Genomic DNA, 26,122 nt, shown 5'->3' with positions numbered 1-26,122 from the left:
AGATGTCGCAATCCACACCGAACCCAGAAGGCCCTCACCTGTTCAAGCACCCAGCACGCGTGTCACCAACGTCCCGGGACAGCACACCTAGGCCTTGCCGGCCGGCGGCTTCTCCTCCGCCCGGGCCGGGCGGGGCCTGCGGGCGTGCACGGCCCGGCTGAGGCGGCGTCCGAGGAGGAGGTAACCGACGAGCGCGCCCGACGTGTTGAGGATGACGTCGTCGATGTCGAAGGCGCGGCCGGTGACCAGGGCTCCCTGGGCGACCTCCACCAGGAGCATCACGATCGCGGTCAGGAACAGTACGCGCAGGATGCCGCGGGTGCGGGGAGCGACCACGGGCACCAGGACGCCGAAGGGAACGCCCAGCAGGATGTTGCCGCCGATCTGCTTGACGGCGTCCCGCAGTTCTGGCTGGTCGAGGTAGGCCTTCAGGGAGCTGCCGGGTTGCAGATTGCTGTGGGTCAGCGCCTCCGAGGCGGGGGAGGGCTGCAGGGTCAGCCGGGCCAGCACCACGGCGAAGGCGACCATGAACATGAACGCGCACAGCATCGCCAGCAGCCGGACGGGCAGCGGGAGGGGGCGGCGCTCGCTCCCTGACCCGGTGGTCCGGGGACGTGAGGCTGCACTGGCCATGGGGGTCCTCCACTCTTCAACTTCCCTGCGTGACAAGGCGGTTACCCACGGACGAGGCGACGATGCCGTGGGGGGCCGTTCCCGGCCACGGTTCCCGTCGGCTCCGCCGGGGACCGTCGCCCCTGCTCCGTTGCCCGCGTTCGGCCCGGGCACTCCTCCGGTGGGCGTGACGACGGGGCGGGGCCCGCGGCCCCGCCCCGTCGCCCGGGAGCCGGATCAGCTCCCGTACGAGACGCGCACCTGCTTGAAACCGAGGGAGCGCAAGAGGCCTTCGAGCATGCCGGTGGTGTTCGACTCGGCGCGTGCGGTCAGCTCGCTCTCCTTCGCCGCGTCGCCGATGTGCCGTACCGCCAGCTTCTGGACGGCCTGTTCGCCGTTGGGATTGTCCGAGAAGAGGTCGCCGAGGCGGTCGAGGAGGCCGCGCTGCTTGGATACGGCGTAGGAGCGGTCGGGGTCGAGGGCGGGCTTGCCCAGCTGTGCGTGGGGCAGCCGGAGCGTGGCGGACGTGCGGTCGTCGTTGACCTTCACGTCGTTCTCGCCGACCTTGCCCAGGTCGACGTAGGCGTCGACGGTGCCCGCACCGACGTACAGCGTGCGGGTCCCGCGGATCGCGTCGGGCAGGAGCTTGGCGTCCTTCTCCAGGTCCACGACGACCTGGAAGTTGCCGGACGCGGCGTCGTAGCGGCTGATGTCCTGGATGGACTTCAGCAGCGCCGGGCCGGACCGGTCCTGGGTCTCGGTGCCGAACAGGTCCTTCAGGCCCGGGATCACACTCAGCCGGAGCCCCGCGAAGAACACGACGAGCAGCAGCACGAGCGCGGCCACCACCTTCGCCCAGCCGGGCATGCGCCTGGGAAGACGCTTGACGGGAGTCGTCATGCGACAGCCCTCCTTCCTACTGTCCGGATGCCCGCCAGGCTTCCGGCCAGACCGCCCGATCCGGGACGGTACGGCCGCGGCGGAAGCACGCGGGGCGCACACCCGTCACGGGCGGGACGTCGCCCCGGGCTGTTCCAGCGCCGCGTCCAGCGTCGGCTGCGGAGGCAGCAGCCGGGACAGGCCGGTGATCCGCAGGACGCGCAGCGTCAGCGGGTGCGCGCAGACGAGGAGCACCTGGCCGCGCCGGTCGAGCACCCGGCTGCGGGCCCGGTACAGCAGCCGCAGTCCGGAACAGTCGAAGAAGTCGATCCCGCTGAGGTCGATGACGACCCGGGCGGCCGGGCGGGCCGTCTCCCGGTCCAGGTGCGGTGCGATCTCCGAGGCCGCGGCGAGATCGATCTCACCGCGGAACTCCAGCACCGTGTGGCCTCGTTCCCGGCGTACGCGCAGATGCCGGGTGAGCGGTGCAGGTTCCTGCCGCACGACGAGATCGCCTCCAGCCTGCTCCGTGCGTGGGGAGGGGCACGGGCTCAACGCCGTTCCCCGCCCTGCAAGTTACCCTCCAACGAGTGAATTTGAGCATGTTCGATTGACATATGTCTGTGAAGACCCGCCGGGATGCCCGAGGTTCGCGCCGGGGCGTGCGCGGGTCTGGTTCACCCGGCGCGTCCCGAGGCCCCGACCGGACTACGACAGGGCGTGCCAGGCCTTGGTGAGTGCCTGACGGAACTGCTCGGTCTGCCGCACGGTGAGGTCGCGCACCATCCGCTCCTCCAGGTCCCGGACCGGCCCGGCGTGCCGGGCGAGCACCTCGCGGCCGGAGTCGGTGAGCAGGATCAGCAGCTCCCGGCGGTTGCGGGGGTTGCGCTCCCGGCGCACCAGCCCGCGGCCCTCCAGGGAGCGCACCAGGTCCGCGATCGACTGGGCGGTGACGAAGGAGTCCCGCGCCAGCTGGGCCGCGGACAGCCCATCGTGCCGTTCCAGCACGGTCAGCGCCGTGTACTGCAGGGCGGTGATCCCGGAGCTCCTGACCAGCTCGTCCAGATGGGAGCGCACGACGAGCTCCACCTGTTTCACCATGTAGAGCAGGGAAGGGGGCGCCTTGGTCGCCTGTGCGTCCAGCATGGAGTCAGGCTAGAGCATTGACAGGATTCCTGTCTCTCATAAAAGCTGCTCACAGACAGGAATCCTGTTTGTTGAAAACTTGGCAACGATGCTGAGGAGTGGCGATGACCACCTTCGAGGGCACACCCGGGCAGTTGTTCATCGGGGGCCGGTGGCGGGAAGCCGCCGACGGGGCGCGCACCGGGGTGGTCGACCCGTCCCGGGGGACCGTCGTCACCACCGTGGCCGAGGCGGGCCCCGCCGACGTCGACGCCGCCGTGCGCGCCGCCCGCGAGACGTTCGACGACGGATCCTGGTCCGGTCTGAGCGGCCGCGAGCGCGGCCGGGTCCTGCAACGCGCAGCCCAGTTGATCCGGGACAACGCCGACGAGCTCGCCGCGCTGGAGAGCCTGGACGTCGGCAAGCCGATCACACTGTGCGGCGCGGTCGACGTCACCAACGCCGCCAACGACTACGAGTACTACGCGCATCTCGCCCAGGGCCAGGACGGCGCCCTGCGCGACCTCCCCGTGAACGCCCTCGCCTACACCAAGCGCGAGCCCCTCGGCGTGGTGGCCGCGATCACCCCGTTCAACTTCCCCCTGATCCTGGCCGGTTCGAAGATCGCCCCGGCGCTGGCCGCCGGCAACACCGTCGTCCACAAGCCCGCCGACGAGACACCGCTCAGCGCCCTGTACATGGCCCGGCTGCTCCAGGAGGCGGGTGTCCCCGACGGCGTGGTCAACGTCGTCACCGGCAGCGGCCCGGTGGCGGGCGAGGCGCTGCTGCGTCACCGCGGTGTCGACAAGGTCGCCTTCACCGGGTCCACCGCGATCGGCCGGCACGTGGCGAGCGTCGCCGGCGAGGCGCTCAAGCCCGTCACCATGGAGCTCGGCGGGAACGCCGCCCACATCGTCTTCGAGGACGCCGACCTGGAGAGGGCGGTCGGCGCGGTCATCAAGGGCTTCGTCTTCAACACCGGCCAGTTCTGCATGGGCGGACCGCGTCTGCTGGTGGCCCGCTCGGTGTACCCGACCCTGCTCGGCATCCTCGCCGAGGCCGTGCCCGGTGTACCGGTCGGCGATCCGCGCGACCCGGCCACGGTCATCGGCCCGATGGCGGCCGAGAAGCACCTGAAGAAGGTCGAGGAGTACGTCGCCCTGGCCCGCAAGGAGGGCGCCCGCATCGTCTGCGGCGGCGAACGACTCGACCTGGACGGCGGCTACTACTACATGCCCACCGTCATCGCCGGTCTGGCGAACGACTCCCGCGTGATCCAGGAGGAGATCTTCGGCCCGGTCCTCACCGTGCAGCCCTTCGACGACGAGGACGAGGCCGTCGCCCTCGCCAACTCCACCCCCTACGGCCTGGCCTCGGGGGTCCAGACCGCCGCCCTCGCCCGCGCCCACCGGGTCGCCGACCGGCTCCAGGCGGGCATCGTCTGGGTCAACGACTGGGCGATGCTCGACCCCGCGGTGCCCTTCGGCGGGGTGAAGGACTCCGGCTACGGCCGCGAGTACGGGCCCGAGGCCCTCGCCGGCTACACCAAGGTCAAGTCCGTCGTCGTCTCGCTCGACTGAGCGACCGTCAAGGAGTCATCGCGATGCCCTTCACCACCCGTGCCGCGGTCGTCGAGTCCGGCGGCGCGCCCTTCACCCTGTCCGACGTCGTCCTCGACGCACCGGGCCCGCACGAGGCGCTGGTCCGCATGGTCGCCGCCGGCCTGTGCCACACCGATCTTTCAGTGGCAAGCGGTGGGCTGCCCTTTCCGCTGCCCGGGGTCCTCGGCCACGAGGGCGCGGGCGTCGTCGAGGCCGTCGGCCCCGCCGTCACCGGCGTCGCGCCGGGAGACCACGTCCTGCTCTCCTTCACCTCCTGCGGCGACTGCCGCAACTGCCGCGGCGGGCACCCGGCGTACTGCGCGACCTGGCTGCCGCTGAACCTGATCGGCGGCAGCCGGGCCGACGGCACGAGCACCATCAGCCGGGACGGCGAGAGGCTGGGCGGCCACTTCTTCGGCCAGTCCTCCTTCGCCGAGCTGGCCCTGGCCGACGAGCGCAGCCTCGTCAAGGTCGACCCGGAGGTGCCGCTGGAGTCGATCGCCCCGCTGGGCTGCGGCGTACAGACCGGTGTGGGCGCCGTGTGGAACGTCCTGCGGCCGGAGACCGGCGGCACGGTCGTCGTCCTGGGCGCCGGAGCGGTCGGCCTGTCGGCGGTGATGGCGGCGGCGCTCACCCCGGCCACCCGGATCGTCGCCGTCGACCGGGTCGCCGAACGCCTCGCCCTGGCAAGGGAGCTGGGCGCCACCCACACCGTCGACACGAGCGGGGCGGACCTCGCCCGGGCCCTCGGCGAGATCACCGGAGGAGGGGGCGCGGACGGGGTCGTCGAGACCACGGGCAACGTCGGTGTCCTGCGTCAGGGCGTCGACGCGCTGGCCGCCCGAGGGACCCTGGTCGTGGTCGGCGCCCCGCCCTTCGGCACCGAGGTCGCCCTCGACGTCAACGGCCTGCTCGGCGGCAAGCGCGTCGTCGGCCTCACCCTCGGCGACAGCGAGACGCAGACCATGATCCCGGCCCTGGTCGCCCTGGTGAAGGACGGACGGCTCCCGCTGCACCGCCTGATCGGCACCTACCCCTTCGACGCCATCGAGCGGGCGGTCCGGGACATGAGGTCCGGCAAGACGATCAAGCCGGTCCTGACGTTCTGAAACCGCCCGGCGTGGTCCGGCTCAGTCGTTCAGCAGCACCAGCTTCCCCGTCGTGCGGCCCGTGTCGCCGAGGGCGTGTGCCTCGGCGGCCTCGGCCAGCGGGAAGGTACCGGCGATCGTGGCGCGCAGCTTCCCCGCCTCCATGAGCCCGGCGACCGCCTCCATGCCGCCGCGGTCGGCGTCCACCAGCATCCGCAGGGCACGCACGCCGAGCCGCTCGGCCTCCTCGTAGAGGTCGTCCGAGCCGACGGGGAGGATCGACACCAGGACACCGCCGGGGCGCAGCACGCGCAGGGAGCGCAGGGCGTTGTCGCCGCCGATCGTGTCCAGCACGACGTCGGCGTCCTTCACGGCCTCGGTGAAGTCCGTCTCCCGGTAGTCGATCGTCTCGTCGACGCCGATGCCGCGCAGGAACTCGTGCTTGCCCGCGCTCGCCGTGCCGATCACGTACGCGCCGCGTGCCTTGGCGATCTGCACCGCCACGTGCCCGACCCCGCCGGCCGCGGCGTGGATCAGCACCCGCTGCCCGGGACGGAGGTCCGCGTGCTCGGTCAGCGCCTGCCAGGCGGTGAGCGAGACCAGCGGGAGCGCGCCCGCCTGGGTGTGGTCGACGCCGGCCGGCTTGCGGGCCAGGGCGCGGACCGGGGCGATGACGTACTCGGCGTGCGAGCCGTGCCCGTACGGATACGGCAGCATGCCGAAGACCTCGTCACCGGGCACGAAGGCCACGACGCCGATGCCGACCGCCTCCACCACCCCGGAGACGTCCCAGCCCAGGACGAAGGGCGGCTCGCCCAGGAATCCGCCGGTGGCGCGGTGCTTCCAGTCGGTCGGGTTGACTCCGGCGGCCCGCACCCGGACCAGTACCTCGTTGGGCTTGGGCGCGGGGCGCTCGATCTCCGCTTCCTTCAGGACCTCGGGGCCGCCGAGGACGTCCTGGGTGATGACTCGCATCGTGTTCTGTGTGCTCATGGTCAACCAGCGTGCCGGTCCGCGCCCCCCGCGCCAATGGCAAGATTGCCAACATTCGATACGATCGTGCCATGCGACGTGAACGAGTGGTGGTCCTGGCCCTGGACGGGGTGTATCCCTTCGAGCTGGGCATCCCCAGCCGGATCCTCGGCGCGGCCGACGGCCGGTACGAGGTCCTCACCTGTTCGGTCGACGGCCGTCCGGTGCGCACCAACGCGGACTTCGGCGTCACCGTGGAGCACGGCCCCGAGATCTTGTCCACGGCGGACACCGTCGTGATCGCGCCCGTCGCCCCCGACCGGCTGGCCGACGAGGTGCCCGACGCCGTCCTCGGGGCGCTCGCGCTCATCCGCCCCGGCACCCGCACCGTCTCCATCTGCACCGGCGCCTTCGTCCTCGCCGCCGCCGGTCTCCTCGACGGGCGCCGGGCGACCACCCACTGGCAGGTCGCCGACCGCTTCCGGCGCATGTTCCCGCGCGTCGACCTCGACCCGGACGTGCTGTTCGTCGACGACCACCCGTTCCTGACCTCCGCCGGGGCCGCCTCCGGCGTGGACATCTGTCTGCACCTGGTCCGCAAGGACCACGGCAGCCGGCTGGCCAACAGCGTCGCCCGCCGCTGCGTCGTCCCGCCCTTCCGGGACGGCGGCCAGGCCCAGTACATCGAGCAGCCCGTCCCCGAGCAGGGCGCCGCGAGCACCGCGGCCACCCGTGCCTGGGCTCTGGAGCGCCTCGACGAGCCGCTCACCCTGGCCGACCTCTCCGGCCACGCGCGGATGAGCCAGCGCACCTTCGCCCGCCGCTTCCAGGGCGAGGTGGGCCTCAGCCCCGGCCGCTGGCTGATCCAGCAGCGCGTGGTCAGGGCCCGGCACCTGCTGGAGTCCAGCGACCTGACGGTTGACCAGATCGCCGGCCGGGTCGGCTTCGCGACCGGCGCGTCGCTGCGCCAGCACCTGCACGCGGCGATCGGCGTCTCCCCGCAGGCCTACCGCCGTACGTTCCAGACCGCCCGCTGACCTCGACGGCGTCCGTGCGGTGCGACGCGCGCCGGTGTGCCGCAGCCTGACGCTCATTCAATTACCCTGACTGCAAAGCCATTTGTCGACCTGTTGCCTTCTGTCGGAGAGTGACGGAACCCTCACGTCCGCGACAGGGTGAGATTGATCCTTTCGGGCCCGAACCCGATAAGGTTCCGATCGGCGCTGCGAGTTGACGCGATCGCGTCCAGTCGACCCGCGGTGCGTACTCATGAGTGCGGTCCACACACCCCCCCTGTTCGTTCGTGTTGCTTCGAAGGATGCAGATGGAACTCGCCACTCCGCCACCGGCGGCGCGGGCCCCTGTCGCCTGGTACAGCTGGTGGTTGATGCCGCTGGGCCTGGGAGGCGGGACCGTTGCCGCCACGTTCATGAGCTCGGAGCGAATAACCGCGGCCGTCGCCGGAGTCGCGGCGACGGCGGCCGGTGCCGTGTGCGTACGGCTGCTGCTGCGCACCAGGGCACAACTGCACCGGGCGGAGAGCTCCTTCCGCGCCACGCAGGCCGAGCACAACCAGCAGTGGCAGCAGCACGTGACCGGCCTGGAACGCAAGTTCTCCGCCGAACGCGCCGGCCTGGAATCCCAGCTCAACGAGCAGAACGCGACGTACGAGCGACGCCTGGCCGAGCAGAGCGCCGCCTACGAGTCGCAGCTCGCCGACCGGTCCCGGGCCTACGAGGAACGGCTGACCGAGCAGGCCACGTCCTACGAGGCCCAGCTCGCCGACCAGGCCGAGGTCTGGCAGGAGCAGCTCTCCCACCAGCTCGCCGCGGTCGCCCGGCTCGCCGACGAGCAGCTGCCCGACGCGATGGCGAAGCTGCGCGCCGGCGACGCCATCGACGACCTGCTGCCCACCGTCAACCAGTGCGCCAAGGTCAGCTCGGAACTCCAGGCCGAACTGCGCAAGCTGCTGCGCACCTCCCTGATCGGCCTGGAGACGGAGTTCGACCGCTCCACCTCCGCCGAGCAGGCCGTGATCAGCATCGGCAACCGCATCCACGTCCTGACCAGCAAGCTCCGTGGCCGGCTGCACGAGATGCAGGGCGAGCACGGCCGGCTGCCGGCCGTCGCCCGGGGCCTGATGGAACTCGACCAGGAACTCGGCCCCGCCGACTCGCTCGCCGCGAGCATCGGCGTGCTCGGCGGCTCCGACCGGCCCGGCCGGCAGTGGCAGGAGCCGCAGCGCCTGCTGAGCGTGGTGCGCGGCGGCATCGGCCGTATCAAGGACTTCCACCGGATCCAGGTGCGCCACCTGCCCGAACTCGGCGTCGACGGCGGCCTCGTCGATCACCTCACGCTGGTCCTGGCCCACCTCCTGGACAACGCGGCCCGCTACTCGCCGCCCACCGAGCCGGTGCTCATCTCCGGCAGGGAGGTGCCCAACGGCGTCGGCATCGAGATCCAGGACTCGGGCAAGGGCCTGAGCGAGGAGAAGAAGCGCGAGGCCGAGCACGCCCTCGCGGGCACCGCGCCCGGCGCGGGCCTCGGCGGCATCACCGAGGACGCCAACATCGGCCTGCGCGTCGTCGGCGCCCTCGCCCGCCGCTACGGCATCCGCGTCACCTTCGCGGACTCCCCGTGGCTCGGCACCTCCGTGGTGGTCGTGGTCCCGCACAAGTACTTCAGCCCGCTGCCCGCGGCCGCGCCCGCCGCGGCTGCGCCGGCGACTGCCGCGTCCGCCCCGCAGGCCCGTACCGCCACCGACGCCCCGGCCCGCGAGACGGCCACCGTGCCCGGACAACGGGCCGCGCGGGCCGAAAACGGGGACACCACACCCGGCGGACTGCCCCGGCGCCGCAGCAAGCGGAACGAGACGGAGGCGCCCAGGCCCGCCGAGCGAAGCGACCGGACCACCGTGGCCGCCGTCCCGCCGGACGCGTCCTTCTCGGGACTCGCCGCCTTCGCCACCGCCGGACGCGACGCGGCGGAGGCCTCCGAGCAGGCCGTCGACCGTGAGACCCTCGCCGGCCGCGAGTACACCGAGCACCGCACCGAAGAGAGCGACTAGTCCTCATGACGCAACAAGGAACAGACGTGAGCTGGGCGCTCCGCGATCTCGTCGAGAGCATCCAGGAGATCCGTTTCGCCCTCGTGGCCTCCAGCGACGGCAAGGCCATCACCTCCTACGGCGCCGAAGACCCCGACGACGTCGACCGCTTCGCGGCCGTGGTGGCCGGCCTGCAGGCCCTGGCCCAGCCGGTCGCCGAGCAGTTCCCCAACTACGCCGGGCAGTTGCGCCTGGCGATGATCGAGGTGGACGGCGGGCACCTGTTCGTCGTGCGCGCGGGCGTGGAGACGTACCTCGGTGTCCTCGCCAGGGAAGGCCTCGACCAGGGGCTGCTGGGACATCAGATGAGGGACCTGGCCCGCAGGATGGGTGAACTCCTCGGTACCACTCCGCGCCTGGAGGAGCACTCTGGATGAGTGCTCCCCGCAGACCGTCGGACCCGTCCGGTCTCGAGCGCTACTACGTCCTCACCGGAGGGCGCAGCGGACCGGGCGGTTCGGCGTCGAGCCTCGACGTGGCGACCCTGGTCGTCGCCCGCGCCGCCCCGTTACCGGGCATGCAGCACGAGCACGAGGAAATCCTCCGCCGCTGCCGGGACCCGCTGTCGGTCGCCGAACTCGGCGCTCACCTCGGGCTCCCCTTCAACATTCTCGCGGTGCTGCTGTCGGACCTGCTGGACGCAGGTCGCGTCGAAGCCCGTAACCCCATCCCGGCACACGAAGCCGGCCGCGGGCCCGACCTCGCGCTCCTTGAGGAGGTACTCAGTGGACTTGAAAGGCTTTGACCAACCCGGAGGCTCGGCCGGGGACACCCGCTCGGTGAAGGTGATGATCGCGGGCGGCTTCGGCACCGGGAAGACCACCATGGTCCGGTCGGTCAGCGACATCAAGCCGCTCACCACCGAGGAGACCCTCACCCAGGCCAGCGCCGACGTCGACCACCTCATCGGCGTCGCCGACAAGACGCAGACCACCGTCAGCCTGGACTTCGGCAAGATCGGCATCAACCAGAGCCTGGTGCTCTACCTGTTCGGCACGCCCGGCCAGGAACGGTTCTGGTTCCTGTGGAACGGCCTGTTCAAAGGGGCCCTCGGGGCGATCGTCCTGGTGGACACGCGCCGCCTGGAGTCCAGTTTCCGGGCGATCGAGGAGATGGAGCGCCAGGAAGTCCCCTTCGTCGTCGCGCTGAACGTCTTCCCCGACTCCCGGAACTACCCGGTCGAGGAGATCCGGGACGCCCTGGACATCCCCGAACACACCCCGGTCGTGGCCTTCGACGCCCGTGACCGGGCCTCCAGCCGGGACGTCCTCGTCGCCCTGATCCACCATCTGAAGGAACGCTCCGCCGTGGCCCTGGAGCCCCGATGAACGACCAGACCGAAACCAGCCCGCAGGCCGTGCGGGGCTGCCCCGTCGCCCACCACGGCGCCGAACCGGCCCGGCTGTACGGCCCGGAGGCCGCGACCGACCCGGTGGGCATCTACGAGCGGCTGCGCAAGGAGCACGGCTCCGTCGCGCCGGTCCTGCTCGAAGGCGACGTGCCCGCCTGGCTGGTGCTCGGCTACCGGGACAACCGGCGGGTGCTCGACAACCCCCGCCAGTTCAGCCGCGACGCGCGGATCTGGCGGGACTGGCGGGAGGGCCGGGTCGAGGAGACCTCGCCGATCATGCCGATGGTCGGCTGGCGCCCCGACTGTGTGTCCCAGGACGGCGAACCGCACCGCAGGCTGCGCGGCGCCGTCACCGACGGGTTGCAGGCGGCGGCCGCCCGGGGCATCCGGCGGCACGTCACGTACTTCGCGAACAAGCAGATCGACGCGTTCGCCGACGCCGGGCGCGCCGACCTCGTGGCCGACTACGCCGAGCAACTGCCGATGCTCGTGCTCACCAGGATGCTGGGCCTTCCCGCCGCGGACGGGCTGCGCCTGATCGAGTCGTGCGCCCAGGTTTTCAAGGGCGGTGAGGGCGCCCTCGAGCACAACGACCGGATCATGGAGATCCTCGCGGAACTCGCCGAGCGCAAGCGGGCCGAGCCGGGCGCCGACTTCGCCACGGCCTTGCTGGAGCACGCGGCCGGCCTCGATCACGACGAGGTCGTCAGCCATCTGCGCCTGGTGCTGATCGCCGCGCACACCACCACCAGCAATCTGCTGGCCCGGGTCCTGCAACGGGTCCTCACCGACGCCGCCCGGCTGTCCGGTCTGGTCAGCGGGGAGCTGAACATCTCCTCGGTGGTGGAAGAGGTCATGTGGGACGCCCCGCCGCTGTCCGTGCTGCCGGGCCGGTTCGCAACCGCCGACCTGGAGCTCGGCGGCCATCACGTCCAAGAGGGAGAACTGCTCATCCTGGGCCTGGCCGCCGGCAACCTCGACCCGGAGGTACGGCCCGACTCGGCCGTCGCCGTGCAGGGCAACCAGTCCCACCTGGCGTTCAGCGCCGGACCGCACGAGTGCCCCGGGCAGAACATCGGCCAGTCCATCATCGAGATCGGCGTGGACGTGCTGCTGCACCGGCTGCCGGACCTGCGCCTGGCAGTACCGCCGGAAGAACTCGGCTCGACCGCCTCCACGTGGGAGTCCCGGCTGGACGGCCTGCCGGTCGAGTTCACCGTCTAGGCCACGCCCGCGGACCGTCGCCCGGCCGGCTTCCGGCCGGGCGACGCCGTACCTGGGTGCAGCTCGTGTACGGCCATGCCCCGGCCGTGCTTGTCGCGCCCGCGGTGGGGCCGGGCAGGGGCCGGGCCGTCACCCCCACCGGGCGGGTGTGAGCAGCGGCCCGAGAGTCTTGAGAATCGAGGCGTCAGCCGTCGAGCCAGTCGCCTGCGACGCCCGTGGGACGGTATCCCGTGGCGTTCCAGAGGAAATGCGGGTGGGCGCCGCCGAACATGTAGGCGAGCAGAGCGGTGTCCTCCCTGCCGGTCCGAGGATCGTGCAGGGTGTGGAACTTCTCGGAGCCCACCACCCCCGCGTCCTCCTGGATCTGACGGGCGCGCTCCAGGGACGGTTCGGCGCCGGACGCCTCCACGGCGGCGATGTAGGTGCGGCGCAGGATCTCCCACACGCTGTCCGTGTTGCCGTGCCAGGGGCCGTGCAGAGCCTCGAAAGCGTGCAGCTCGGCGTCGAACAGGGCCCATGCCTGCTGGTGTCGGGCCCGGCAGCGCGCGGACAGCTCGGCGGCCCGGGGGCTCAGGCCCGCTGCGGTGCGCCGCGGGGCGATGGTGAGGGTGGTGCCGTGGGTGAGGATGCCGCTGCACGAGTTGGGCTGCAGGTCGCACAGCGGGCAGTCCTCGGCCGGGGGGAGACCCTTGGTGATGCCGTCGAACCACAGGGCATGGCGGCCGGTGAGCCCCATCCAGACGACGGTGGTGGTCATCAGCCAGGTGTTCCACATCGGGTCGTGCGCCTCGGGCATGCAGCCGTACTTGACGATGGCTATGGCGCAGGCGGCGTAGAGGGCCTTGGTGTGGGTGGGCATGTCGGCGAGCCAGAAGTTGCTGATCTCGCCGGTGAGGGCGTCGGCCCGGACGTCGGCCATGTCGTCGATGGCGCGGCACAGCAGCAGGGAGGCGAGGTTCTCCTCCTGCCAGAGCTCGGTGTCGGGCGCGACGTGCCAGAACAGGCAGTCCAGCATCTGCAGGATCGAGTAGGTGCTCTGGGTGAGGGGGTTGGTCTGGGGGAGTACGACGTTGCCCGCGTCGTGCTGTTGGAGCCAGTACTCGTCGACGGACCGCTTGTGGGCCGCGAAGAGGCCGGAGACCAGGGCCCGTGCGCTGTTGGTGCTGAAGTTCTCGGCCAGGCGCTCTTCGACGTGCTGGGTGAGGCGGGTTGTGTCGATGGTGTCGATCACGCGTTTGTACTCGTGGAAGACGAGGATGTCGTCCTCGAAGCGGTGGCGGTGGCCGAGGTCTCGCTCGAGATCGTTCATCTGCCGGGTCCAGGACCAGCCACCGGTGAGAACACTGTCGAGTTCCCGCCGGTGCGGCCAGTTCTTGACGGCGAGGGGGCGACCGGCGCTGTGCCGCCAGCGGTAGTCGTCCAGCGTGCGTGCGGGGGGAGTCGGCAGGCGGCGGCACAGCGGGCAGGTGCAGGCGGCTGTCTGCTCCTGCTCGTGCTGCGGCGCGAGCGCCCGGGTCCTCCAGGCGCCCTCCAGCATCTCGCAGGTCAGTCTGCAGACCTCGATATCCGTGCTGACCTGCGGGAAGGCCTCTTCTATCACGCGCAGGCCGGCGTCGAGACGCCGCAACCTGGCGTATCCCTCCTCGTCGGGCGGGAGGAATGCGGGCCGTGCGAGATGCAGGGCACCCTCCACGCGTAGCGCGGTGCTCGATCCGGGGGATCCGAGTGCGTCCAGCCGCTGCCGGGCGGCGTCCTGGCACCTTCGGAACTCCTGCGTGCTCCCGTTGACACGTTCCACCAGCAGGCGGGCCAGGGCGTTCCCCGCCTCCGCGGACTGGAGCCGGGCGTCCGGCTGGGCTGGGATCAAGCTCTCGGCGGACGCCTTCGGAACAGCACCTGCGACTCGAGATTTCACACCGGTCTCCCAATAAGCTGTGGTCATGACAACGGAATCGGTCGACCGTGGTCGTGGACCGGCCGTGACCGAGAATCTTCTGTACTTTCCGCGACGGCCCCGCCGGACAGCCGGACAGCCGGACTCACGCGACCGGCTCCCGCTACGCAGGACCGCGAGGGGCACGGCTGCTGCGTTGACGGCATTCCTGCGGCAAGGCGCGCGCCTGCCCCGCCGCCTCAGCCGTGTTGACCAGGAAGCACGCGCGGCCGGTCAGGCGCGGCACGACCGACGGAGCCGGGACGCGCTGCTTCACCCGAGGCGTGCCGGCGGCTGACCGGGGTGTCGAAGGGCAGGTCGAACCGGCGTCCTGAGGCATGTGCTTCCTTCCGGGAGACGGACCGCAGAGCCCCCCGCCCCTGCGAGCGGACGGTGTCGTCACCGGCCGCACACTCGAACTCGGCTTCGCAGTCCGAACGTTGAACCGAGAAGCGGTACGAGACTGCCCACGGCGTGATTGCGCCATTCCGTGACACCACCGTGATCTCGGTTACGGCGGGAAGCACTTGAGCTGCGTACACTCCGTCCTCCCTCACCGGGACCGGCTTGTCCGCGGGGCCTCAGGCGTCCCGGCACGCCACACTGGTCCGAGTCCGTATCACGACTCCCAGGAGGCGCACCCGCGATGACGTCCGCACCCGTACGCAGCGCTGAGCAGCGTAAGAAGGACACCCTCAGCCGGCTGGACCACGACGTGGACGCCTGGGTCGCCACGGCCGACGGCGCATCGGGGATGCCGTACCTCGTCCCGCTGTCGTTCCTCTGGAACGGCTCGTACCTGCTGTTCGCCACGCCCGCGTCGAGCCCCACCGGACGGAACCTGGCCGCGTCCGGCCGGGCCCGGGTGGGGATCGGGCCGACCCGGGACGTCGTCATGGTCGAAGGCGTCGTCGAGACCGTGCAGCCCGGTGAACTGACCGAGCAGGACGCCGAACTCTTCGCCGCCAAGACCGGGTTCGATCCCCGCCGGCTCGCCACGCCGTACCTGTACTTCCGGATCGTGCCGCGGCGGGTGCAGGCCTGGCGGGAGGCGGACGAACTCGACGGACGCGAACTCATGCGTGACGGAAGGTGGTTGAAGACCGACTGAATCGGCCGCACCGGGATATCCGCAAGGGAGAGGGCCGCGGGGCACGACCGTCCCGCGCCCGGAATCCTGCGGAGGAGACATGGCACTGGTGAAAGCGGGGGTTCTCGTGCTCGACTGCGCCGAGCCCGAGAAGCTCGCCGCGTTCTACAAGGAACTGCTGGAGGGGGAGGAGTCGGACGCCACCGCCAACCGGGTCGAGATCAAGAGCGCCGACGGCTTCCGGATCGCGCTGCGCCGGGACGTCAACGCGACCCCGCCCAGCTGGCCCCGCCCCGAGAATTCCCTCCAGGCCCATCTGGAGTTCGTGGTGGACGACCTCGACGCGGTGGAGCGCCGCGTCATCAGCCTCGGCGGCCGCCCCCTGGAGGCCAAGGAGCCCTCCGGCCCTCTGGAGGAACGCGGTTACGCGGACCCGGCAGGCCACTCCTTCACCCTGCGCCGGACCGCCCCGACGGCACCCAAGCAGGGCTGAACACGCGTACGCCCGGTGCCGGCGGGGCCTGACCGCCGCTCCGCGCCCCGAGCCGCGCCCACCGCGAGGACGAGCCGGGGAAACGGCCGGGCGCACAGCACGGCCCCGCCCGGCACGGTGCCGGGCGGGGCCGTGTCGCTGTCAGTCCCGGCCGCCCTTCTCGCCGACCGGCCAGGTGCCGGTCGAACGCTCGATGGCCTTGGCTCCCGCGCGGTCCACGGCGCTGCGCACCACCGCGAAGATCGCGCCCTGGATCGCCGCCGCCAGCAGGACTTCGCCCCAGCCGCGGTCCTTGTCGAGCGCGTCGGGCGCGTCTTCCTCGTGCCGGATCGCCATCCACGTCTTGCGGAAGGCCAGCCCGGCCAGCCAGCCGCCCGACCAGCCGAGGACGAACCCCAGGGGCTGGTACGCGAGGGACATCTTCTTCTTCTTGGCCACGGTCGCTCCTTGATCGCTGAGGGGGGGTGAGTGTGGTCAGGGGGTGTGCGCCGCCGGGATCCGCTCCCCGGCGCGGACCGGCCCGGGCGGCGTACCGTCACCGAACGGCCTGCCACCCAGCTCCTCACGGCGGTGCGGGGTGAGCCAGCCGGCCTGGTCCGGGCCCAGCGGCACGATGCGGGTCGGGTTGATGCCCGTGTGCACCTGGTAGTAGTGGCGCTTGATGTGGTCGAAGTCGACGGTGTCGCCGAACCCCGGCGTCTGGTACAGGTCGCGGACGTACGCCCACAGCACCTGGTTCTCCGTCAGCTTCCAGCGGTTGCACTTGAAGTGGCCGTGGTACACCGCGTCGAAGCGGACCAGCGTGGTGAACAGCCGGATGTCCGCCTCGGTGATCGTGTCGCCGACCAGGTACCGCTGCCGCTCCAGCCGCCCGGCCAGCAGCTCCAGCCGTCGGAACACCCCGGCGCAGGCGGCCTCGTACTCCTCCTGCCCGGTGGCGAAACCGGCCCGGTAGACGCCGTTGTTGACGTCCTGGTAGACGTCGGCCATCACCTCGTCGATCTCGTCGCGCAACTTGTCCGGGTACAGGTCGGGCGCGCCCTCCCGGTGCAGGGCCGTCCACTCGGTCGCGAGGTCGAGGGTGAGTTGCTGGTAGTCGTTGGTCACCAGCCGCCCACTGGGCACGTCCACGATCGCCGGCACGCTGACCCCGCCGGGGTAGTCGCTCTCCCGGCGGTCGTAGGCCTCGCTGAGATAGCGGATGCCGAGGACGGGGTCACGGCCGTCCTCGTCCAGCGTGAAGCGCCAACTGCGGTCGTCCTGGATCGGGTCGGCGACGGCCAGGGACAAGGCGTCCTCCAGGCCGAGCAGCCGCCGGGAAACCAGCGACCGGCTCGCCCAGGGGCAGGCACGGCTGACGACCAGACGGTAGCGGCCGGACTCCACCGGCCAGCCGTCCCGTCCGTCCGCCGTGATCCGGTCCGTGAAATGCGCCTTGGACCGTTTGAACGCCCTCCTTCCGTAGTCGGTGTTGCCGTCGTCGCCGTCGTCGCGGCTCATGGGGGTGACCTCCTTGCCGTACGTGGGCCCTGGTGAACGCGTTCCCCGTTTTCCGTCGACGGCACGGTGTGAGTACCCCCGACCGGGGCAATCGGCGGAGGTGACTGATGAAGGAAGTGATCACAAGACACGCGTCACCGTGCTGGTGGCGCTCGCGGCCAATCTGGTGATCGCGGTGGCCAAGGCCATCGGCGGCCTCGCGGCCGGTTCACCGGCCCTGCTGTCCGAGGCGGCCCACTCGGTGGCCGACAGCCTCAACGAGGTCTTCCTGCTCGCGGCACTGCGCCGCAGCCGCCGCCCCGCCGACCGGCGCCACCCGTTCGGTTACGGCAAGGAGCGGTTCTTCTGGTCGCTGCTCGCGGCCGTCGGGATCTTCGTGATGGGTGGCTGTTTCTCCTTCTTCCAGGGCTTCGAGGCCCTGACGAGCGAGACGGAGGAGAAGCTCAGCGGCTATGTGGCCGGCCTGATCGTGCTCGGCGTCGCCCTCCTCGCGGAGGGCGGCTCGCTGCTGCGGGCGCTGTACCAGGTGCGACAGCAGGGCGGCGCGGGCAGCGGGCTGCGCGATCCGGCGCTGCGGACGGTCGTCGCCGAGGACGGCACCGCCGTGCTCGGCGTCACCCTGGCCATCGTCGGCATGGCGCTGCACATGGTCACCGGCCAGGCGGTGTGGGAGGCGTCGGCCTCACTCGCGATCGGTGCGCTGCTCGTCTACGTGGCCTTCCGGCTGGGCCGCGACGCCCGCGACCAGCTGATCGGCGAGGCGGCCGACCCCGAGGCCAGCGGGCGGATCTGCGCGCTGCTGCGGGCACAGCCCGAGATCGACAGCGTGGAAGCGCTGTTCACGATGAAGACCGGACTCGACACGGCCCTGGTGGCCGCCCGCGTCGACCTGGTGCCCGGCCTGGACAGCGAGCGCGTGGAGGAGGTCGCCGTCCGCATCAAGCGGTCCATAGCCCGGACGGTGCCCGAGGCCGACCAGATCTTCCTCGACGTGACCGATCGTCCCGCCGGCGAGGCAGCGGAAAGCCCCGCCGCGACGGGGGAGCGCGGCGGGGCCTGAACCTCGCCTGCCCCCTCGTGGCGGGTTCACACATACGCGGCGGAAGATTTTCCGGCCGGCTGCCCGCACCGGGCAGCCGGTCCGCCGTCAGCCGGCCTCGGCCGGCTCCAGGACGAACACCGGGATCTCCCGGTCCGTCTTCTTCTGGTAGTCGGCGTAGGCCGGGTAGGCCGCGACGGCCCGCTCCCACCAGGCCGCCTTCTCCTCGCCGGTGACCTCGCGCGCGGTCATGTCCTGCCTCACCGGTCCGTCCTGGAGCTCCACGTGCGGATCGGCGCGCAGGTTGAAGTACCAGACGGGGTGCTTCGGCGATCCGCCGAGGGAGGCCACCGCTGCGTACCTTCCCTCGTGCTCCACGCGCATCACCGGTGTCTTGCGCAGTTTCCCGCTCCGGGCGCCGCGCGAGGTCAGGACGACGACCGGCATCTTCGAGCCCTGCAGCGTCGTCCCCTCGGTACCGCCGGAGCTCTCGTACAGCTCCACCTGCTTGCGCACCCACTGCGTCGGGCTGGGTTCGTACTCGCCTTCGAGCGGCATGACATCCGTCCCATCGTCGCGTCCGTGGCTCATCGCCATCTGCCGTCAACAACCGTGCTCCGGCGAATCATCCGCACCCGCGGGATCCGGCCGCAAGCGCACCTCATCCAGGGGCGAGCGCCATCCGCACGGCGAGTGCCGTCATCACTCCGCTCGCCACCCATGCCGTCGCCAGCCGCCCCCGACGGCCGGTCAGCGCCCGGCCCAGCAGTGCCCCGCTCCCGGCCAGCAGCACCTGCCAGCTCGCGGAGGCGGCGAAGGCGGCCACGACGAACACGCCCTGTTCGAGTGCGCCGGCCGGGCTCGTGGCCCGGGATCCGAGTACGAGGGCCGCGAAGTAGATGACGGTGGTGGGGTTCAGCAAGGTGATGCCCAGCAGCCCCAGATAGGCCCGGGCAGGGCCCGGGGGAGCGGGGGCCGACCGGGTCGCGAGCCGATGGCCGCGGTACTCGCGCAGCGCGGTCAGTGCGCCCCGCGCCGCCAGCACGAGCAGCACCAGTACGCAGATCCACCGCAGCGGCCCGAGCACCGGCCGCAGCGCGGACGCCACCGCCGTGCCCCCGAGGGTGGCCGCGAGGGCGTAGAGCCCGTCGGCGGTGGCGACGCCGAGGGCCGCGCAGACACCGGTGCGCAAGCTGGTGCGGGCGGTGAGGGAGACGAGGTAGGTCCCGACGGCACCCACCGGGACGGCGATGCCGTACCCCGCGAGCAGCCCCGCGACGAGCGCGGCCGTCATGACCGCGGCGGCGTCGGTCCTCCACGGCGGCCGGACTGCTGCTGTCGGCGCGACGCGGACGCGGCGGCGGACAGCGGCAGGAAGACGGTGAAGGTAGGCATGGCCGGATCCTGCGGCCCGCCTCACCCTTCCGGCAACCGGTTTTCGCACCGGCGCCCGCACCTCGCAGACCCCGGCCGGTGCCACGGCCCCGCGACCCCGGCCCCCGGCCCCGGCCTCTGGCCTCTGTGCCTGACATCGGCCTCTGGCCCCGGCCCTGTGGGTCTGACATCGGCCTCTGGCCCCGGCCCTGTGGGCCTGGCATCGGTCTTCTGTGCCCGGCACCGGCCCCCGGCCGCCGCCGTTCGAACGGGCGCACGGCATTCCCCGGCCATGTTGCCGCCGTCGGCGATCTGGCCGAACTTCGCGTCGCCCTATAGATGCCTGGGGCATCTAATGAAGATCGGCACGACGCACTACTCGTCTGCGAGGTCTCCATGACGGAAACGACCGCACCCGTCGCCTTCCCCCAGAGCCGGACCTGCCCCTATCACCCGCCCGCCGCCTACGACGCGCTGCGCACCGAACGCCCCCTGACCCGGATCACCCTCTTCGACGGCCGCGAGGCCTGGCTCGTCAGCGGGCACGCCACCGCCCGCACGCTGCTGGCCGACCCGCGCCTGTCGTCCAACCGCGACCGGCCCGGCTTCCCCGCCCCCACCCGGCGCTTCGCCGGGATCCGCAACCGCAGAACGGCCCTGCTCGGCGTCGACGACCCCGAGCACCGCGCCCAGCGGCGGATGGTCGTTGGGGACTTCACCCTCAAGCGGGCCGTCGAACTCCGGCCACGCATCCAGCAGATCGTGGACGAACGGCTCGACGCGATGATCTCCCGGGGTCCGGTCGCCGACCTGGTGAGCGCCTTCGCGCTGCCCGTGCCGTCCATGGTGATCTGCGCCCTGCTCGGGGTCCCGTACGCCGACCACGACTTCTTCGAGGCCCAGTCGCGGCGGTTGCTGCGCGGCCCGGAGACCGCCGACGTACTCGACGCCCGTGACCGGCTGGAGAAGTACTTCGGCGAACTGATCGACAGCAAACAGCGGGAGCCGGGCACCGGCCTGCTGGACGACCTGGTCCACCGGCAGCTGCGCGAGGGCGGCCTCGACCGGGAGGGCCTGATCGCCATGGCCCTGATCCTGCTGGTCGCGGGCCACGAGACGACCGCCAACATGATCTCGCTCGGCACCTTCACCCTGCTCCAGCACCCCGAGCGGCTGGCCGAGCTGCGCGCGGACCCGGGGCTCCTGCCCGCCGCGGTCGAGGAGCTGATGCGGATGCTGTCGATCGCCGACGGCATGCTGCGTCTGGCCGTCGAGGACATCGACGTGGCGGGGACGACGATCCGCAAGGGCGAGGGAGTGGTCTTCGCGACCTCCGTCATCAACCGCGACGAGTCGGTCTACCCCGACCCGGACACGCTCGACTGGAGCCGTCCGGCCCGGCACCATGTGGCGTTCGGTTTTGGCATCCACCAGTGCCTCGGCCAGAACCTCGCCCGCGCCGAGCTGGAGATCGCCCTGCACAGCCTCTTCGAACGGCTGCCCGGCCTGCGCCTGGCTGCCCCGGCCGAGGAGATCCCCTTCAAGCCCGGCGACACCATCCAGGGGATGCTCGAACTCCCCGTGACCTGGTAAGGGCCTGCACACATGCACATCGACATCGACCAGGACGTCTGCATCGGCGCGGGCCAGTGCGCCCTGACCGCTCCGGACGTGTTCACCCAGGACGACGACGGTTACAGCACCCTGCTGCCCGGCGGCGAGGACAGCGGCAGCCCGCTGGTGCGTGAGGCTGCCCGCGCCTGTCCGGTCGGCGCCGTCACCGTGTCCGAGCGGGTGAGCTGACCCGGGAGATCATCCGGCGCCCAGGAGCCGCCGGGCCGCCTCGCGCGCCTCGGCCGCGGGCTCGGCGCTCCTGGTGACGCCCGCCGTGACCATGGCACCCTCGGCCAGCAGGAACAGCTGGCCGGCCAGCGCGTCGGGCCGTCCCGCCGCCGTCACGAGGGCCCCGAGGTACTCCCGGAACGCCCGCTTGTGCGCCCGCACCTGGTCGGCCACGCGCTCCGAGGTGGCGCCCAGCTCGCCGTAGGCGTTGAGCCACGCGCAGCCGCGGAAACCCGGCTCCCCGAACCACCTGCCTAGCCAGTCGAACACGGCCAGGATCCGCTCGTCGGGCTCCGGCCGCCGCTCGACGTACTCGGCCAGCTCCCCGCGCCAGCGCGTGTCGCGCCGCTCCAGATACGCCTCGACCAGCTGCTCCTTCGCCGGGAACAGCTGGTAGAGCCGCTTGAGAGAGACCCCGGAGGTGCCGCGCACGTCGTCCATGCCGACGGACTGCACGCCCCTCCCGTAAAACAGCTCCTCGGCGGCGTCCAGCGCCCGCTCCCGGGCCACTGCCCTGTCCATCTCCGGTCCTCCTTGACGCGAGAACGAGCGTTCTCCTACGGTAGCAGCCACCGGGGAGAACGCCCGTTCTCCTCCGTTGCCGGGGAGGAACCATGACCGACCGCCCGCCGCTGCCGCCCTTCACTCGCGAGACCGCCGCACGGAAGGTCCAGGCCGCCGAGGACGCCTGGAACACCCGCGACCCGCACAAGGTCTCCCTCGCCTACTCGCCGCACTCCGTCTGGCGCAACCGCGACACGTTCGTCACCGGCCGCGCCGAGATCGCCGGGTTCCTGACCCGCAAGTGGGAGCGCGAGCAGGAGTACGCCCTGCGCAAGGAGCTGTGGGCCTTCGACGGCAACCGCATCGCCGTCCGCTTCCAGTACGAGTGCCGGGACACGGACGGGCAGTGGTGGCGCTCCTACGGCAACGAACTGTGGGAGTTCGACGAGCACGGCCTGATGACCCGACGCGAGGCGAGCATCGACGACGTGCGGATCGAGGAGCGCGAGCGCCGCATCTTCGGCCCCCGCACAGAGTCGGAACAAGGAGCCACCTTCCCCGTCCGGTGAGTCCGGGGGAGTCGCTAGGGTTTCCCGGATGACCGACCAGGCCGCCCGCAAGCCCTTCCTCTACGTCGTCGTCTGCGCCGCCGGCATCGCAGAGGACGTCGACAAGCTGATCACCGCCGCGCGGGAACGGGACTGGGAGGTGGGCGTCATCGCGACGCCCGTCGCCATGAACGGCTTCTTCGACACCGCCGCCGTCGAGGCCCTGACGGGGCACCGCATACGCTCCGCCTGGCGCTCGCCCGGCGAGCCGCGCCCGTTCCCGGCGCCCGATGCCGTGGTCGTCGCGCCCGCCACCTTCAACACCGTCAACAAGTGGGCGGCCGGCATCGCCGACACCCTGGCCCTGGGCACCCTGTGCGAGGTCGCGGGGCTCGGGGTGCCGATCGCAGTCCTGCCGTGCGTGGCGGACGCCCTGGCCGCCCATCCCGCCTACCGGGACAGCCTCGAACGGCTGCGGGGGATGGGCGTGCGGTTCGGGGAGCCGTACGCGGGTGAGCCCGGGGAGGACGGCCACCGGCCGGAGTTCGGGTGGAATCGGGCTCTGGACCTGGTCGAACGCCGCTGACCGAGCGGCCCGCGCCGTACCCGGACCGCCTGTCGGGCCGCGTCTTCGAGCGCACACGAACCCGTACGCTCCCCGTGGAACCCTCCCGAAGGCAGGAGCAGCAACGATGAAGTACGTGAAGCTCGGTTCGACGGGCCTGGACGTCTCGCGGATCTGTCTGGGATGCATGACCTACGGTCTGCCCGACCGCGGCACCCACGAGTGGACCCTCGACGAGGAGGCCTCGCGCCCGCTGATCCGGCAGGCGGTCGAGGCGGGGATCAACTTCTTCGACACGGCCAACGTCTACTCCGACGGCACCAGCGAGGAGATCGTCGGCCGGGCCCTGCGCGACTTCGCCCGTCGCGACGACATCGTCCTCGCGACGAAGGTGCACGGCCGGATGCGTCCCGGCCCGAACGGCGGCGGTCTGTCCCGCAAAGCGATCATGACCGAGCTCGACCGGAGCCTCACCCGCCTCGGCACCGACTACGTCGACCTCTACCAGATCCACCGCTTCGACCCGGACACCCCGGTCGAGGAGACGATGGAGGCCCTGCACGACGTCGTCAAGGCGGGCAAGGTCCGCTACATCGGGGCCAGTTCGATGTACGCCTGGCAGTTCTCCAAGGCCCAGTACACCGCCCGTCTGAACGGCTGGACCCCCTTCGTCTCCATGCAGAACCACTACAACCTGATCTACCGCGAGGAGGAGCGCGAGATGCTGCCGCTGTGCGCGGACCAGGGTGTGGGTGTGCTGCCCTGGAGCCCGCTCGCACGCGGCCGTCTCACCCGGGACTGGGACACCACGACCGAGCGCAGCGCCACCGACGCCTTCGGCGGCAGCCTGTACCAGGAGGGCGACCGCGGCATCGTCGAGGCGGTCACCCGCATCGCCGGCGAACGGGGTGTCCCTCGCGCCCGGGTCGCCCTGGCCTGGCTGCTCCACCAGCCCACGGTGACCGCGCCGATCGTCGGCGCGTCCAGGCCCGGGCACCTGGAGGACGCGGTGGCCGCCGTCGAACTCCCCTTGAGCGACGGGGAACTGGAGGAACTCCAGGCCCCGTACGGCCCCCACCCCATCGCCGGGCACTGAACGCACGTCCCGGAGGTCAGTGGGGTCCCTGCGGCGCGAACTCCGTCCCGCAGGGCCCCGCCCCCTCGCTCTCCGCCAGCTCCACCCTCGCCCCGCTCATCGCCAGCGTCCGGTAGTACCGCCCGATCCGCTCGGCCGAGCGCCCCACGTAGTGGCCGATGAACGACCGCCGGAACCGCTCGGCCGCCCGGTTCGGCTGCGACCCGTGCACCAGGCTCCCGTTGAAGAACAAGACGTCCCCCGGCGCCATGTCCACCGGCACCGGCGTCAGCCCTTCCGGGGGCGGAACGTACTCCCGGGCGAACGACACCTCCCGGTCGGCCAGCTCCGGGCAGAACAAGTCCATCCGATGCGTGCCCGGCACGACCTCCAGCCCGCCGTTCTCCCGGTCGATCACGTCGCAGGCCAGCCACGCCGCCACACACGTGCCCGGCTCCGCCCGCAGATAGAAGTTGTCCTGGTGCAGCGCCTGCCCCCGGGCTCCCGGCGGCTTGAAGTAGAACATGCTCTGCGCGGCCAGCACCTCCTCGCCGAGGAGCACCTCCAGGACCGTCCGCAGCCGGGCGTCCAGCAGGACCTCACGCGACACGTCGTTGATCTCGTGCGGGTGCATCACCCGCGGCCACACGTGCAGGGGATCGGCGCTCGGCCCGTCCGCCGCGCGGGGCTCGAAATGCCCGGGTACCGGACCGGCCGCCCGGAGCGCCGCCAACTCGCCGCACAGCCGCTGCGTCTCATCGGCTCCGAAGAGCCCGCGCACCACCGTGAATCCGTCCTCCTCGAACTCCTCCCGGTACCGCCGTAGCCCGGCGGGGTCCAGGATGGAAGCACCGGTGGCCCCGTTGTCCGTGACGGTCATGAACACTCCCCTCGGTCGGGTGTCATCGGTACGAAACGCTAGGCCGAGCGGCCGCCGAGGAGGATGCCCGTGGGCGCTGACGGATTGCCTGTGACTGCTGCCGGGGGACGCCGCGACAACACCGCGACCGCTGCGTCCGCCGCGACCGCAAGGACCACCGCATCCACCGCGACCGCTACGACCACCGCGATCGCCCCGGGCACCGCGTCCGCCGCGACCACCCTGTCCACCGCTACGGCTACGACCACCGCGACCAACGGGGATCCCGCGCCGCCGCCCGGGCTGGTCGTGCTCGGGCACTTCGACCAGCCGTCCGGCTACGGCGTCAACCGCCCTCGGGGATCGGCGAGCTGGCTCTTCACCTGGACCACGGCGGGCGTGGGCCGGTTGCGGCAGGGCGACGCGCGCACCTCTGCCGGCGCGGGCTCCCTGGTCGTGCTCGCCCCGGGGGTCCCGCACGGCTACGGCGTCCAACCCGGCGCCCGTCACTGGCGGTTCTGGTGGGCGCACTGCCAGGCCCGCCCGTCCTGGGCCGCGTGGCTGCGGCCCTACGACACCGGACACGGGATGTACGTGGTCACCTCCGTCCCGGCCGGGGTGCGGGGCCGCGTCGGGGCGGCGTTCCGGCGGATGCACGCCGACGCCCGCTGGACCGGCAGCGGAGCACCGCCCGCGCAGTCGCCGCCGGACGAGGCGTCGCCGGACGGGCAGATCGCCGTGGCGCACGGCAGCGCCGCCCGCGAACTCGCCCTGTGCGCGCTGGAAGAGATCGTCCTCCTCACCGCCGCCGGCGCCCGGCCCACGGAACCTCCGCCAGGCCTCGACGAACGGATCCGCCACGCCCAGGAGCTGATCGACGCCGACCCGGGTGCCCCGCACACCGTCCGCTCGCTCGCGCAGAGCGTGTCGCTGTCCCCGTCCCGCTTCGCCCACCTGTTCAGCAGCCAGCTGGGCCGGTCGCCCATGCGCGCGCTGCGCGAGGCGCGGCTGCGCCATGCAGCCCGGCTGCTGGAGGGCACCGGCCTGCCCGTGGAACGCGTCGCCGCCGCCTCGGGGTTCGTCAGCCCGTTCCACTTCAACCGCCTCTTCCGCGCGCTACGGGGAGCCGCCCGGGGCGTACCGCGCGACGCGCGGTCGCGGACCCGGCTGAGCGGCCTATTGGTTCCGCCGCCGGCCTCGAAAGTCCGATGCGGAATCGCCGCCGACCGCGTGAGCTGCTGCTCGGGAGGCGACCCAAAGGTTTCCGTACGGCCGACGAGAGCGGACAAAATGTGAGCCGCTGAATGGGGGCAGACGGCACAGAAATGCCTTTCGCTGCACT

At 71.7% G+C, this 26,122-nt stretch carries 28 protein-coding genes and 1 pseudogene; 17 read left to right on the top strand and 12 right to left on the bottom strand.

Annotation, left to right across the window (positions count from 1 at the left end):
- Window positions 1-87: 87 nt before the first annotated feature.
- From ACIQU3_RS35700 to ACIQU3_RS35685, 4 genes are all read right to left on the bottom strand, one after another.
- On the bottom strand, window positions 88-633 hold the full coding sequence (locus ACIQU3_RS35700; protein ID WP_403743489.1) for a VanZ family protein: 546 nt from the start codon (window positions 631-633) through the stop codon (window positions 88-90).
- A 216-nt stretch (window positions 634-849) separates the two neighbouring features.
- Window positions 850-1,512, bottom strand: a complete 663-nt coding sequence (locus ACIQU3_RS35695; RefSeq protein ID WP_403929812.1) for a DUF4230 domain-containing protein — start codon at window positions 1,510-1,512, stop codon at window positions 850-852.
- Between the two features lie 105 nt (window positions 1,513-1,617).
- Window positions 1,618-1,995, bottom strand: coding sequence for an anti-sigma factor antagonist (locus ACIQU3_RS35690; RefSeq protein WP_403929809.1), 378 nt, complete (start codon window positions 1,993-1,995; stop codon window positions 1,618-1,620).
- Between the two features lie 204 nt (window positions 1,996-2,199).
- Window positions 2,200-2,637, bottom strand: coding sequence for a MarR family winged helix-turn-helix transcriptional regulator (locus ACIQU3_RS35685; RefSeq protein WP_403929806.1), 438 nt, complete (start codon window positions 2,635-2,637; stop codon window positions 2,200-2,202).
- Window positions 2,638-2,741: 104 nt separating this feature from the next.
- Between ACIQU3_RS35685 and ACIQU3_RS35680 the strand changes: the two genes are divergently transcribed.
- Window positions 2,742-4,196: an aldehyde dehydrogenase family protein gene (locus tag ACIQU3_RS35680; RefSeq protein WP_403929803.1), complete on the top strand. Its 1,455-nt coding sequence runs from the start codon at window positions 2,742-2,744 to the stop codon at window positions 4,194-4,196.
- Window positions 4,197-4,219: 23 nt separating this feature from the next.
- Window positions 4,220-5,326, top strand: a complete 1,107-nt coding sequence (locus ACIQU3_RS35675; RefSeq protein ID WP_403743479.1) for an NAD(P)-dependent alcohol dehydrogenase — start codon at window positions 4,220-4,222, stop codon at window positions 5,324-5,326.
- A 21-nt stretch (window positions 5,327-5,347) separates the two neighbouring features.
- On the opposite strand, the gene ACIQU3_RS35670 is transcribed toward ACIQU3_RS35675, so the two are convergent.
- The gene (locus tag ACIQU3_RS35670; protein ID WP_403743476.1) at window positions 5,348-6,298 is read right to left on the bottom strand and encodes an NADP-dependent oxidoreductase; all 951 of its coding nucleotides are present in this window, start codon (window positions 6,296-6,298) and stop codon (window positions 5,348-5,350) included.
- A 71-nt stretch (window positions 6,299-6,369) separates the two neighbouring features.
- On the opposite strand from ACIQU3_RS35670, the gene ACIQU3_RS35665 reads away from it, so the two are divergent.
- The 6 genes from ACIQU3_RS35665 to ACIQU3_RS35640 all read left to right on the top strand — a co-directional run bounded on the left by ACIQU3_RS35665 (window position 6,370) and on the right by ACIQU3_RS35640 (window position 11,958).
- Window positions 6,370-7,314: a GlxA family transcriptional regulator gene (locus ACIQU3_RS35665; RefSeq protein ID WP_403743474.1), complete on the top strand. Its 945-nt coding sequence runs from the start codon at window positions 6,370-6,372 to the stop codon at window positions 7,312-7,314.
- 287 nt (window positions 7,315-7,601) lie between these two features.
- The gene (locus tag ACIQU3_RS35660; protein WP_403929801.1) at window positions 7,602-9,344 is read left to right on the top strand and encodes an ATP-binding protein; all 1,743 of its coding nucleotides are present in this window, start codon (window positions 7,602-7,604) and stop codon (window positions 9,342-9,344) included.
- A gap of 5 nt (window positions 9,345-9,349) precedes the next feature.
- Entirely contained in the window at window positions 9,350-9,760 is a 411-nt protein-coding gene (locus ACIQU3_RS35655) for a roadblock/LC7 domain-containing protein (protein ID WP_248502226.1), read from the top strand.
- Window positions 9,757-10,128: a DUF742 domain-containing protein gene (locus ACIQU3_RS35650; protein WP_104784390.1), complete on the top strand. Its 372-nt coding sequence runs from the start codon at window positions 9,757-9,759 to the stop codon at window positions 10,126-10,128. The genes ACIQU3_RS35655 and ACIQU3_RS35650 overlap by 4 nt, the downstream gene beginning before the upstream one ends.
- Window positions 10,109-10,711, top strand: a complete 603-nt coding sequence (locus ACIQU3_RS35645; protein WP_403743469.1) for a GTP-binding protein — start codon at window positions 10,109-10,111, stop codon at window positions 10,709-10,711. Before ACIQU3_RS35650 ends, ACIQU3_RS35645 begins: the two co-directional genes overlap by 20 nt.
- Window positions 10,708-11,958 carry a cytochrome P450 gene (locus ACIQU3_RS35640; protein WP_403743467.1) on the top strand — a complete coding sequence of 417 codons (1,251 nt, stop codon included), beginning with the start codon at window positions 10,708-10,710 and terminating at the stop codon, window positions 11,956-11,958. Before ACIQU3_RS35645 ends, ACIQU3_RS35640 begins: the two co-directional genes overlap by 4 nt.
- A gap of 184 nt (window positions 11,959-12,142) precedes the next feature.
- Here ACIQU3_RS35640 and ACIQU3_RS35635 read toward each other — a convergent pair whose 3' ends face one another.
- The gene (locus ACIQU3_RS35635) at window positions 12,143-13,825 is read right to left on the bottom strand and encodes a hypothetical protein (RefSeq protein WP_403929798.1); all 1,683 of its coding nucleotides are present in this window, start codon (window positions 13,823-13,825) and stop codon (window positions 12,143-12,145) included.
- 712 nt (window positions 13,826-14,537) lie between these two features.
- Between ACIQU3_RS35635 and ACIQU3_RS35630 the strand changes: the two genes are divergently transcribed.
- Window positions 14,538-15,002, top strand: coding sequence for a pyridoxamine 5'-phosphate oxidase family protein (locus tag ACIQU3_RS35630; protein WP_403743462.1), 465 nt, complete (start codon window positions 14,538-14,540; stop codon window positions 15,000-15,002).
- A 79-nt stretch (window positions 15,003-15,081) separates the two neighbouring features.
- A complete protein-coding gene (locus tag ACIQU3_RS35625) occupies window positions 15,082-15,474 on the top strand; it encodes a VOC family protein (RefSeq protein WP_403743460.1) in 393 nt (130 codons plus the stop codon).
- A gap of 141 nt (window positions 15,475-15,615) precedes the next feature.
- Here the strand turns inward: ACIQU3_RS35625 and ACIQU3_RS35620 are convergent, their stop codons facing one another.
- Both ACIQU3_RS35620 and ACIQU3_RS35615 read right to left on the bottom strand, forming a co-directional pair.
- Window positions 15,616-15,912 (bottom strand): DUF4235 domain-containing protein, encoded by a 297-nt coding sequence (locus tag ACIQU3_RS35620; protein ID WP_031108703.1) that lies wholly within the window; start codon window positions 15,910-15,912, stop codon window positions 15,616-15,618.
- 36 nt (window positions 15,913-15,948) lie between these two features.
- Window positions 15,949-16,974: a glutathione S-transferase family protein gene (locus tag ACIQU3_RS35615; protein WP_403929794.1), complete on the bottom strand. Its 1,026-nt coding sequence runs from the start codon at window positions 16,972-16,974 to the stop codon at window positions 15,949-15,951.
- On the opposite strand from ACIQU3_RS35615, the gene ACIQU3_RS35610 reads away from it, so the two are divergent.
- On the top strand, window positions 16,973-18,034 hold the full coding sequence (locus tag ACIQU3_RS35610; protein ID WP_403929791.1) for a cation diffusion facilitator family transporter: 1,062 nt from the start codon (window positions 16,973-16,975) through the stop codon (window positions 18,032-18,034). The two genes, ACIQU3_RS35615 and ACIQU3_RS35610, sit on opposite strands and share 2 nt — an antisense overlap.
- Window positions 18,035-18,121: 87 nt before the next feature.
- Here the strand turns inward: ACIQU3_RS35610 and ACIQU3_RS35605 are convergent, their stop codons facing one another.
- The gene (locus tag ACIQU3_RS35605) at window positions 18,122-18,571 is read right to left on the bottom strand and encodes a nitroreductase family deazaflavin-dependent oxidoreductase (RefSeq protein WP_403743453.1); all 450 of its coding nucleotides are present in this window, start codon (window positions 18,569-18,571) and stop codon (window positions 18,122-18,124) included.
- 103 nt (window positions 18,572-18,674) lie between these two features.
- Window positions 18,675-19,307 carry a LysE family transporter gene (locus tag ACIQU3_RS35600; protein WP_403929789.1) on the bottom strand — a complete coding sequence of 211 codons (633 nt, stop codon included), beginning with the start codon at window positions 19,305-19,307 and terminating at the stop codon, window positions 18,675-18,677.
- A gap of 476 nt (window positions 19,308-19,783) precedes the next feature.
- On the opposite strand from ACIQU3_RS35600, the gene ACIQU3_RS35595 reads away from it, so the two are divergent.
- Window positions 19,784-20,980, top strand: coding sequence for a cytochrome P450 (locus ACIQU3_RS35595; protein ID WP_403929786.1), 1,197 nt, complete (start codon window positions 19,784-19,786; stop codon window positions 20,978-20,980).
- A 12-nt stretch (window positions 20,981-20,992) separates the two neighbouring features.
- Window positions 20,993-21,190, top strand: coding sequence for a ferredoxin (locus ACIQU3_RS35590; RefSeq protein ID WP_403743446.1), 198 nt, complete (start codon window positions 20,993-20,995; stop codon window positions 21,188-21,190).
- A 9-nt stretch (window positions 21,191-21,199) separates the two neighbouring features.
- On the opposite strand, the gene ACIQU3_RS35585 is transcribed toward ACIQU3_RS35590, so the two are convergent.
- Window positions 21,200-21,751 (bottom strand): TetR/AcrR family transcriptional regulator, encoded by a 552-nt coding sequence (locus ACIQU3_RS35585; protein ID WP_403929783.1) that lies wholly within the window; start codon window positions 21,749-21,751, stop codon window positions 21,200-21,202.
- Window positions 21,752-21,843: 92 nt separating this feature from the next.
- On the opposite strand from ACIQU3_RS35585, the gene ACIQU3_RS35580 reads away from it, so the two are divergent.
- The 3 genes from ACIQU3_RS35580 (at window position 21,844) to ACIQU3_RS35570 (ending at window position 23,942) form a co-directional block, all read left to right on the top strand.
- Window positions 21,844-22,302 (top strand): nuclear transport factor 2 family protein, encoded by a 459-nt coding sequence (locus ACIQU3_RS35580; RefSeq protein WP_403929780.1) that lies wholly within the window; start codon window positions 21,844-21,846, stop codon window positions 22,300-22,302.
- A gap of 28 nt (window positions 22,303-22,330) precedes the next feature.
- Window positions 22,331-22,867: a flavoprotein gene (locus ACIQU3_RS35575; protein WP_403929777.1), complete on the top strand. Its 537-nt coding sequence runs from the start codon at window positions 22,331-22,333 to the stop codon at window positions 22,865-22,867.
- Window positions 22,868-22,973: 106 nt separating this feature from the next.
- A complete protein-coding gene (locus ACIQU3_RS35570; protein WP_403929775.1) occupies window positions 22,974-23,942 on the top strand; it encodes an aldo/keto reductase in 969 nt (322 codons plus the stop codon).
- A gap of 16 nt (window positions 23,943-23,958) precedes the next feature.
- Here the strand turns inward: ACIQU3_RS35570 and ACIQU3_RS35565 are convergent, their stop codons facing one another.
- Window positions 23,959-24,801: a phytanoyl-CoA dioxygenase family protein gene (locus ACIQU3_RS35565; protein ID WP_403929773.1), complete on the bottom strand. Its 843-nt coding sequence runs from the start codon at window positions 24,799-24,801 to the stop codon at window positions 23,959-23,961.
- 282 nt (window positions 24,802-25,083) lie between these two features.
- Between ACIQU3_RS35565 and ACIQU3_RS35560 the strand changes: the two are divergent.
- Window positions 25,084-25,951: pseudogene (locus tag ACIQU3_RS35560) on the top strand (helix-turn-helix domain-containing protein).
- Window positions 25,952-26,122 lie beyond the last annotated feature (171 nt).

This window comes from Streptomyces sp. NPDC101110 (assembly GCF_044759525.1).
In the GTDB taxonomy this organism is placed as follows: Bacteria; Actinomycetota; Actinomycetes; order Streptomycetales; family Streptomycetaceae; genus Streptomyces.
The sequence above is the reverse complement of the archived record's forward strand: the minus strand, read 5'-3'. Positions and strand labels throughout refer to the sequence as shown.